The sequence below is a fragment of the Pseudomonas sp. EA_65y_Pfl1_P113 genome (genome assembly GCF_963970525.1).
GTDB classification, from domain to species: Bacteria; Pseudomonadota; Gammaproteobacteria; order Pseudomonadales; family Pseudomonadaceae; genus Aquipseudomonas; species Aquipseudomonas tritici.
This window is the reverse complement of sequence record NZ_CAXAQM010000295.1, coordinates 1-555: the sequence shown is the minus strand read 5'-3', so window position 1 is coordinate 555 and position 555 is coordinate 1. Positions and strand designations below refer to the sequence as shown.

The window sequence follows — 555 nt, the reverse complement described above, 5'->3', positions numbered from 1 at the left end:
GCACCGATCGGCGTGACCGTCACCGGCAGCTCGATCTCGTATTCGGCGCCGGTCCGCAGCAGCATCGTGGTGTAGCGATAGCCGTCCCGGCCGATGCGCTCTCCGCTGTACGCGACGTCGAAGCCGCCGATCGACGCGGTGACGGTCTCACCTTCCTGCTGAAGCTGCACCAGCGTCAGGATCTCCTTCATCAGCGCGCGGCCGGCGAGCTTGCGCTCGACATGAGGATCTACCGTCACCGCCATGGTGAAGGCGTCACCGGCGGTCGGGATACGACGCTCGATGTCCCGACCGATCTCGCCGATGCGACGGATGGAGAGCTCGATGTCGCGTTCGGCATCGCGCATCTGCCGCCGCACCGCGTGCTGATCGTCAATGTGCGCAGCCCGCAGCCGTTCGAGCCGGGCGATGTCGGCTTCGAGGCCGGCTTTCTGCATCAAGCGCGGGTCGCCCGACGCGATGGCCTTTGCCATGGCGAACTGGTTGGCCTGGCTCTCTCCCATGTCCTCAAGCCGACGGATCGAGGTGTCGCCGGATAGCGCGGCGGCGATGAAG

The 555-nt window shown here is 66.7% G+C and carries 1 protein-coding gene; it reads right to left on the bottom strand.

Annotated elements, in window-relative coordinates:
- The coding region (locus AACY52_RS29690) for a hypothetical protein (protein WP_339561283.1) at window positions 1-555 on the bottom strand (555 nt) is incomplete at both ends.